Origin of the sequence: Methanobrevibacter sp., from assembly GCF_030539555.1 — an archaeon.
Lineage (GTDB): Archaea > Methanobacteriota > Methanobacteria > Methanobacteriales > Methanobacteriaceae > Methanocatella.
On record NZ_JAUNXX010000066.1, the window covers coordinates 1 to 7664 of the forward strand.

The 7664-nt window shown below is 32.1% G+C and carries 7 protein-coding genes; 5 read left to right on the top strand and 2 right to left on the bottom strand.

Annotated features, from left to right (window positions below; genetic code table 11):
* Positions 1-380, bottom strand: a 380-nt coding sequence (locus tag Q4Q55_RS08820) for a DUF4013 domain-containing protein (RefSeq protein WP_303372447.1), incomplete at its 3' end; no start/stop codon positions are given.
* 206 nt (positions 381-586) lie between these two features.
* Here Q4Q55_RS08820 and Q4Q55_RS08825 point away from each other — a divergent pair.
* The 5 genes from Q4Q55_RS08825 (at position 587) to Q4Q55_RS08845 (ending at position 6309) form a co-directional block, all read left to right on the top strand.
* Positions 587-1288, top strand: coding sequence for a hypothetical protein (locus Q4Q55_RS08825; RefSeq protein WP_303372448.1), 702 nt, complete (start codon positions 587-589; stop codon positions 1286-1288).
* Positions 1289-1323: 35 nt separating this feature from the next.
* Positions 1324-3285 carry a phage holin family protein gene (locus Q4Q55_RS08830; RefSeq protein WP_303372449.1) on the top strand — a complete coding sequence of 654 codons (1962 nt, stop codon included), beginning with the start codon at positions 1324-1326 and terminating at the stop codon, positions 3283-3285.
* A gap of 501 nt (positions 3286-3786) precedes the next feature.
* Positions 3787-4254, top strand: coding sequence for a pyruvoyl-dependent arginine decarboxylase (locus Q4Q55_RS08835; RefSeq protein ID WP_303372450.1), 468 nt, complete (start codon positions 3787-3789; stop codon positions 4252-4254).
* 28 nt (positions 4255-4282) lie between these two features.
* Complete coding sequence (locus Q4Q55_RS08840; RefSeq protein ID WP_303372451.1) at positions 4283-4810, top strand: hypothetical protein; 528 nt, start codon at positions 4283-4285, stop codon at positions 4808-4810.
* 113 nt (positions 4811-4923) lie between these two features.
* The gene (locus Q4Q55_RS08845) at positions 4924-6309 is read left to right on the top strand and encodes a carbon starvation protein A (protein ID WP_303372452.1); all 1386 of its coding nucleotides are present in this window, start codon (positions 4924-4926) and stop codon (positions 6307-6309) included.
* Positions 6310-6545: 236 nt separating this feature from the next.
* Here Q4Q55_RS08845 and Q4Q55_RS08850 read toward each other — a convergent pair whose 3' ends face one another.
* Entirely contained in the window at positions 6546-7349 is an 804-nt protein-coding gene (locus tag Q4Q55_RS08850; protein ID WP_303372453.1) for a DUF4013 domain-containing protein, read from the bottom strand.
* Positions 7350-7664: the final 315 nt, after the last annotated feature.

Consider the following 7664-nt stretch of genomic DNA (forward strand, 5'->3'; position numbering starts at 1 on the left):
AAGATATTTGTAAGATATCCAACAACTAAAACAATTAAAGCAGGAATTATATAGTAAACTATTGAGACAATGAAATAATTAAAACCATTATTAAAGTTATCCCACAATTCAAACTCCGGAACATCATCATCAAGTTCAATTCCAGAGTTAATAACACTAATCAAATAACCGGACAATACCCATCCTATCAACATTGAAACTATAACTGCAATTCCGCCCCACATGAAACATTCGGGGTTGATAAATCCAAATACATATACTAATGTTCCAATAACAGAAAATGCCCCTGCCACTATTGACAGCAGCTCAAAAATTAATAATAGTTTTATGTTTTTCGATGGAAATAGAAAAGAATCCTTAATTATATCCATTACATCCATATTTATCACCATTTAAAATATTAATACTCTCTAAAAGAGATATTAATAATTTATTTATACAAATAATATTTATAATTGTTTAAATATGTCAAATTGAATGTGCGTTTTTTTAAATTTAATCAGGAATATCTGCACTGTTAAACATTAAATATTTGTTCTAGAAAAAAGATATCAATATCCATTAAGAATAAGGGAATGAGTTATCTATGGATAATAAAAAAATTATTATAATTGGAATAATAGTTCTAATCATAGTGGCAGTGGTTATTTTTGTAATGTTGACTACTGTTAATTATGAAAGAATTGACATAACACCAAACGGAACAACACTGGAGGTTCCCGCCAATCAAACGGAATTTGACGGAAATTATGAGGGAGCCAAAATATGGCATTGGAACAATGGAGTATTGGTTACATACAATAATCACGAGGATCCAACTTTTATCCAAGTAACTGAATTAGGATTCAATGCCATGAAGGATGTAATAAAAAAAGGGGAAAAACAGGATGTTGATGGTGTTACATGTTATGTAATAAATGCCGATAAATTATTGGAAATCCATATTTTTGATATCATTAAAGTAAACTATAACGGGAAATTTTATTGTATTCCTTTAGCTAATGAAACTACTCATGACAATATCATAATCTGCTGCAACGACAGGGACATGGCAGTTCACATGGCTAAATCAGTGGAGTACAAAAACGTTTATCCTGAGAGTACTGATTTAGAAAAAACCATTTCCACTGTAGAAAACATATCTGGAGATTTGCAGTCAAAAGCAAATGGTCTTGTAAACAATACTAATTTAAGTAAAATTACCTCTTCAGTAGAGGAAAAAACCGGTGTTAATCTGGATGATGCAAAAAACACAATAGAGCAATATACCGGAAAGTTGCCTATTTAATGTCCAACATTTGAAAATTATATCATATGATTACTATGGAAATTATTAAAGAAAAACAAACTCCAAAAAGAAGCTTTAAAAGAAGTTTGATTGTATTTATTGGAAATGTCCTAGGAATATATCTGATAAGTTATTTGGGATTGGGAGTCGAAATTAGTCAATTTGATGACATTTTGTTTTTAGTACTATTCATTAGTTTAGTTAATGCAATACTCTGGCCTCTTTTAACAAGAATTGCTATGCCGTTTTTAGTTTTAACCTTTGGTTTTGGAACAATAATACTGAACGGACTCCTGCTTCAGTTTTTCGCACCTCTATTCGGTATAGAAATTAGAGGTCCTGCAATGATTCTCGCACCATTAGCAATGGCAGCGGTTACAACACTACTTTCCTCAATAATAACAATTGATGATGACAGTTCATATTACAGGTCTGTTTTAAAGGATGCGCGAAAGAAAAGAAAGGATGATATTAAAGATTATCCCGGCGTAATAATTGTTGAAATTGATGGGCTTGCTTACGAAGTTTTGTGTGAAGCAGTCAAAAGAGGAGACATGCCAAACATGAAGGAAATGATTGACAGCGGCAATTACACTCTTAGAATGTGGGAAACTGATTTGTCCTCACAAACTGGAGCAAGCCAAGCCGGAATACTTCATGGAAATAATGAAGGAATCGTTGCATTCAGATGGATAGAAAAAAGCAACGGCAATCAGATGATGCAATGTTCCGGAATCAGTAAAGTACCTGAATTGGAACAGAGAATTTCAAATGGAAACGGATTGCTTGCGGATAATGGGGCAAGCAGATCAAATTTATTTTCAGGAGATACTGATAATGTAATATTTACATTCAGTAAGATAATGGAATTTAAAAAATTGTACAATAAGGCATGGTATTCAGTATTCTCCAATCCAAGCAATTTTGCACGTATAATTGCTTTGTTTTTAGCAGACATGATATGTGAAATCTGGTCACAAATCATCCATTCAGTAAAAAATATCCGCCCAAGGATAAGACGTGGAATAATATACATTCCAACAAGAGCCGCTACAAATGTATTCATGAGAGAAATCAACACTTCAACATTAATTGGAGACATGATGGTTGGAGATGTTGATGTTGCATACTCAACATACTTGGGTTATGATGAAATATCTCACCATTCCGGCGTCAGGGATAATGATGCATGGTATGCCTTAAGACAAATGGACAAACAAATCAAACACTTGACTGATGCCAACAAATATTGCCCTAGGGAATATCAGTTCGTCATTCAATCAGACCACGGTCAAACAAACGGTGCAACATTCACCCAGAGATATGGTGAAACATTTGAAGATTTCATCAAATCATTACTTCCAAAAGACATGACTGTGTTTGCAAAAATGAGTTCAGATGAAGACCACTTTGCAGGGTCTTCCCCATTTTCAAGAGACAAGAAAAAAATAAAAAAAGAAAAAAAAGAACAACAAGAATTAAGTGACTCTGAAGTCATCGTATTGGCTTCAGGTAATCTTGCAATGATTTATCTGACACAATGGAGTCAAAGATTAACATATGAGGAACTTAACAACTATTTCCCAGAATTGATTCCGGGCATCATAAACAATAAATATGTCGGTTTTATTTTAGTTAAATCCCATGAACATGGCGATTTGGCTATTGGTAAAAATGGAACTTATTTCCTTGACAGCGGTGAAATTGAAGGCAAAAACCCTCTTGAAGGATTTGGAGACAACATTGTCAGACATTTGAAAAGAACCAGTTCATTTGAACATACTCCTGACATTTTAGTTAACAGTTTTTATGATGCTGAAGCTGATGAGGTTTGTGCTTTTGAGGAATTGGTTGGAAGTCATGGTGGAGCAGGTGGAGACCAATCCAAACCATTCATATTGTATCCTTCAAGCTGGAAAGTTAGTGATGATGAAATCATTGGTGCAGAAAACATTTATAAACTATTAAAAGAGAATTTAGCTGAATTGAAAAAATAAAAGAATGCAATAAGATATAGGATTTAATATAATTCTAAAAATAATAATCTCCATAACAATGATTTTTCAAATTAGATATTTAATTTTTAATCGAATTATTAATGAAATTAAGAGAACATATGTTCTGTACTGGGAATTTATTTGATTTCTGTAAGGGGATACTTTTATTAATACTAAAAATCATATGTCTTAAGTGATATGTTGTTTTGTTGAGGAATAATGTAGAAAATATTCATTTTTAAACAAAATTTATTTTTGAAATTAAAATAAGAAATTTTCGAAAAGGACAAAATATTCATATAGGAGGTTAAAAAAATGATGGAAAATATGATAATGAATATTATTCGGATAATAATAATTCTTTTTATAATTTATGCTGTGTTTAAAGGTTTAAAAACTTTATTAAAAATAGGAATAGTCATATTTGTTATTTCTATAATATTAGGATTATTAGGATTTTAATTCATTTTTCCAAAATTTTTTAAGAAAAATGGGGATATAATGAAAATAGCAATTGTATCTGGAAAAGATGAAGGACCAACAAAATTAAATGCTTTTGACAATGCTTTGAGCAATGCTGGAATAGGTGATGTGAACCTAATTAAAGTATCCAGCATGCTTTCAGGAAATGCTGAGGTTTGTGATTTGCCAAAACTTAAACCGGGAGCAATGGTAAACTGCGTATTGTCATCAATTACTTCAGACAATCCTGGTGATATAATTGCCGTAGTTGTAGCTGTTGCTATTGGAGAAGAATTGGGTTGCGTTGTTGAAACATCTGGAACAAATAAAAATCCAAATGACCTAATTGGTGAAGCCGAGGAAATGGTTAAATACATGATGGAAAAAAGAAAAGTTGAGATTAAGGATTTGATTGTTGAATATTCAACTACAGAAGTTAAAAACATTGCATCATGTGTTGCATCTGTTGTTTATTTAAATGAGGATATTGTAGAAAAATCCCAATAACAAGTTACATGAAATTGTAGGTGATTAGATGAATTATATAATTCTTGCTATTCTTTTTATACTATCTGGGTTTTTCATGAAATATTCGGATGACTTATTTGATGTTAACCATGATCGGAAACTATCAACACTTTTAGGCATCATATGTGCTCTTGCATCTGCTGTAGCCACACTTTACAATACTGATGCAGCATATATTTTCATTTCCATCCTAATAGGCAATCTTATAGTTTTAAAAGTAGATGGAATCCATCATATTGTAGCTCTGATTGTTTTTTTAGTACTACTATTATTAGTGGGAATTCCTAATATGAGTTTAGTTATTTTGCTGATTTGTATTTTAGGCTGTATAAGTGATGAAATAGGTCATGAACTAATCCCAAATATGACTGACAACAGGTTTTTAAATTTCTTTTTTGAATACCGGTTTGTAATGAAGATTGTAGTATTATTGCTTGCTGTTTGTGGAGTATTTGATATTTGGATATTTGCTTGCTTTATTTTATTTGAACTGTCTTATGTAGGAGCAGGCATTGTTTTTGAAAACTACAATTAAACAGGTTCATTGATGATTTAGTTATTTTTCTCCTTTTTCCTAAAGGAGAAAAAATAAATCGTTCTTTAAAAGATGGAATAATTTCTTAAAATCAAAAAATCAAAGGCATTATTATGTATAGTTTTATTATTTGTGCTTTGGCATTGGTCGCTTCGTACTTTGTTTATGGAAAATTCATTGAAAAAATTTCAGGCGTTGATGAAACTCAACAAACTCCTGCATTCAGACTGCAGGATGGCGTTGATTATATGCCAATGTCTAGAATCAAGAATTTTTTAGTTCATTTTTTAAATATTGCAGGATTAGGGCCTATTTTTGGAGCAATACAAGGTGCATTATTCGGTCCTGCTGCATTCGTATGGATTGTAGTGGGTACAATTTTCATTGGAGGAGTTCATGACTTCTTCTCAGGATTCATGTCCATGCGAAATGACGGATTCACAATGCCCAACATTATTTCAAAATATTTGGGAACTAAAATCCAAAAAATCATGGCAGTTCTCATTGTACTTACAGGCATTTTTGTTTCAGCCACCTTTGCAAAAGGAGCTGCAGGTTTGCTTACAGACATAACTAATATTCCTATACTTATTTGGATAATAATAATATTCATTTACTTTTTGATTGCAACCGTATTTCCGGTTGATAAGATCATCGGAAAAATATATCCTATTTTTGGAGCATTGCTGTTAATTATGGCAGTGCTGATGATTGGAGCATTGATTTTAAATCCATCATACTCCATTCCGGAGTTCACAACACAAGGTTTGTATTTAACTGACAAAAGCATTTTCCCATATCTGTTTATTACAATAGCCTGCGGTGCCATTTCAGGTTTCCATGCATCCCAATCCCCAATTGTTGCAAGATGCATTGAAAATGAGAATGATGCAAGGCCTGTATTTTATGGGGCTATGGTTTTAGAAGGTTTGATTGCTCTTGTTTGGGCTGCAGTTGCAATGGCATTTTTCCACGGACAGCCTCAACTTGCAGTAATCTATGGTGCAACACCATCAGTAGGAGTTTATGAAATGGCAAAAACATTAGTAGGGCCTGTAGGTTTGGTTTTAACCATTATTGGAGTTGTCATCTGTCCGATTACATCAGGTGATACTGCACTTAGAAGCTCAAGAATAACAATTGCCGATGAACTTCATCTCAATCATGAAAAACTAATTTCAAGACTGAAAATTGCTGTTCCATTGTTTTTAGTGGCATTCGGTTTGACTTTTGTTGATTTCAGTTTGATTTGGAGATATTTTGCGGTGTCTCAATTGATAGTGGCTACAATTGTATTATATGCTGCAAGTGCTTATCTGAAAAATAATGAAAAACCGTATATTATTGCATTGATTCCTGCAATTCTATGCACATTAATTGCATTCGGATATATCCTGCAGGCTCCTGAAGGTTTAAGATTGCCTTCGATGGTTGCCAATGTGATTTCGGTTATTGCGACAGTTATTATTGCAATAATATTTCTTAAAAAACATGATTAAATAATACTTTGTAAACGGTTTGATATGGGCTACTGCATTATAAAACATTATAATTTGGAACTATGTGCAGTTTATGATAAATTGCCGTCATTAAAATTAAAACGTTCCCTTTATCTTTAATTTAAATGCGGTCATTATTATGAATAAAAGAAGTAATTTGGCTAATGAAAAATAAATCAAAAAATTAGAGCAGTAAATGCTTTTGCATTTACTTTTTACTTTTGCTGTTTTTTAATTCATGCATCAGAATATAATAAACCGATAGCTCTGTATAAAAACAGGATTATAAATGGCACTCCGACAAAAATGCCTATGAAAACACCAATATATGGAATCAATCCGATCAGTCCGATAACAAAAGCCAAAGCCAGTGCGATTATATAAATTACGATCAATGTAACTATAATCTTTATAAAACCGACTTTTGACATGTCCTTTAGTATTTCCATGAATCTAAGACCTTCGGTTCCTTTTTCGGTTTTTGCAAATCTGACCAGACCTGTGACTGCCATCAATGAAAATATGATAAATAAGATAATTGCAACAATTAAAGTAACGGTTAATGCATTGGTGAATGTGTTTACTGTTGATTGAGGAATTCCTGCCATTATCATGGTGAAATTGCTTGCACCATTATCTATGGCGTCAATGCTGGCATATACGATTTTAGTAAATGAGGTAAAAAGTCCGCTTGCTGAAGCGACAATTATGACGATGATTGCAGGGATGATGAAATAGATTATCTCTAAAATCATTGCTTTAATGCCCATGACAAATTGTTTTACATAATCAAAATCAGGAAGTGTATTATCACCCTCAGTTCCACCTTTAATTACTTCAACTGAGTACCCTAAAACTATAAATGAAACGATTAAAGTTACAAGGCTTAAAATGAGAGATAAAGTGTTATTCTTTAATCCATATGATGGAAGAATTGTTGATAAGCTCATTAGAATAATTAAAACACAGAATATTAAAAATTTTCGGGTATCGCTAATCGGATATTTAATAGCATCCATTATAATTTCACGTAAATTCATATTTATCACATACTTAACTGCTTGTCAGATATATATTTTTAGATAATAGTATTTAAAATTTAAAGTATGTGCTGATAAACTCCATTTATTAACCGAACAGGCATTCTGTTGCTTGTATCGCTGAAAATTGCCATAATCTTAATATATAGGGTCAATATAAATTATTAATACCGAGGCATATTATGAACAAAAAGATTGTTACATTAATTCTTGTTATGTTGATTTCATTTTGTTGTTTAAGCATTGTCGTAGCGGACAACGCCACAAATGATGATAATGCATCAAATCATAACAAAACAATTGATAATGACAAAA

What these genes read in the sequence shown, in the direction of transcription:
- Q4Q55_RS08825 (WP_303372448.1), top strand. Translation starts at nt 587, where the DNA reads ATGGATAATAAAAAAATTATTATAATTGGAATAATAGTTCTAATCATA.
- Q4Q55_RS08830 (WP_303372449.1), top strand. Translation starts at nt 1,324, where the DNA reads ATGGAAATTATTAAAGAAAAACAAACTCCAAAAAGAAGCTTTAAAAGA.
- Q4Q55_RS08835 (WP_303372450.1), top strand. Translation starts at nt 3,787, where the DNA reads ATGAAAATAGCAATTGTATCTGGAAAAGATGAAGGACCAACAAAATTA.
- Q4Q55_RS08840 (WP_303372451.1), top strand. Translation starts at nt 4,283, where the DNA reads ATGAATTATATAATTCTTGCTATTCTTTTTATACTATCTGGGTTTTTC.
- Q4Q55_RS08845 (WP_303372452.1), top strand. Translation starts at nt 4,924, where the DNA reads ATGTATAGTTTTATTATTTGTGCTTTGGCATTGGTCGCTTCGTACTTT.
- Q4Q55_RS08850 (WP_303372453.1), bottom strand. Translation starts at nt 7,349, where the DNA reads ATGAATTTACGTGAAATTATAATGGATGCTATTAAATATCCGATTAGC.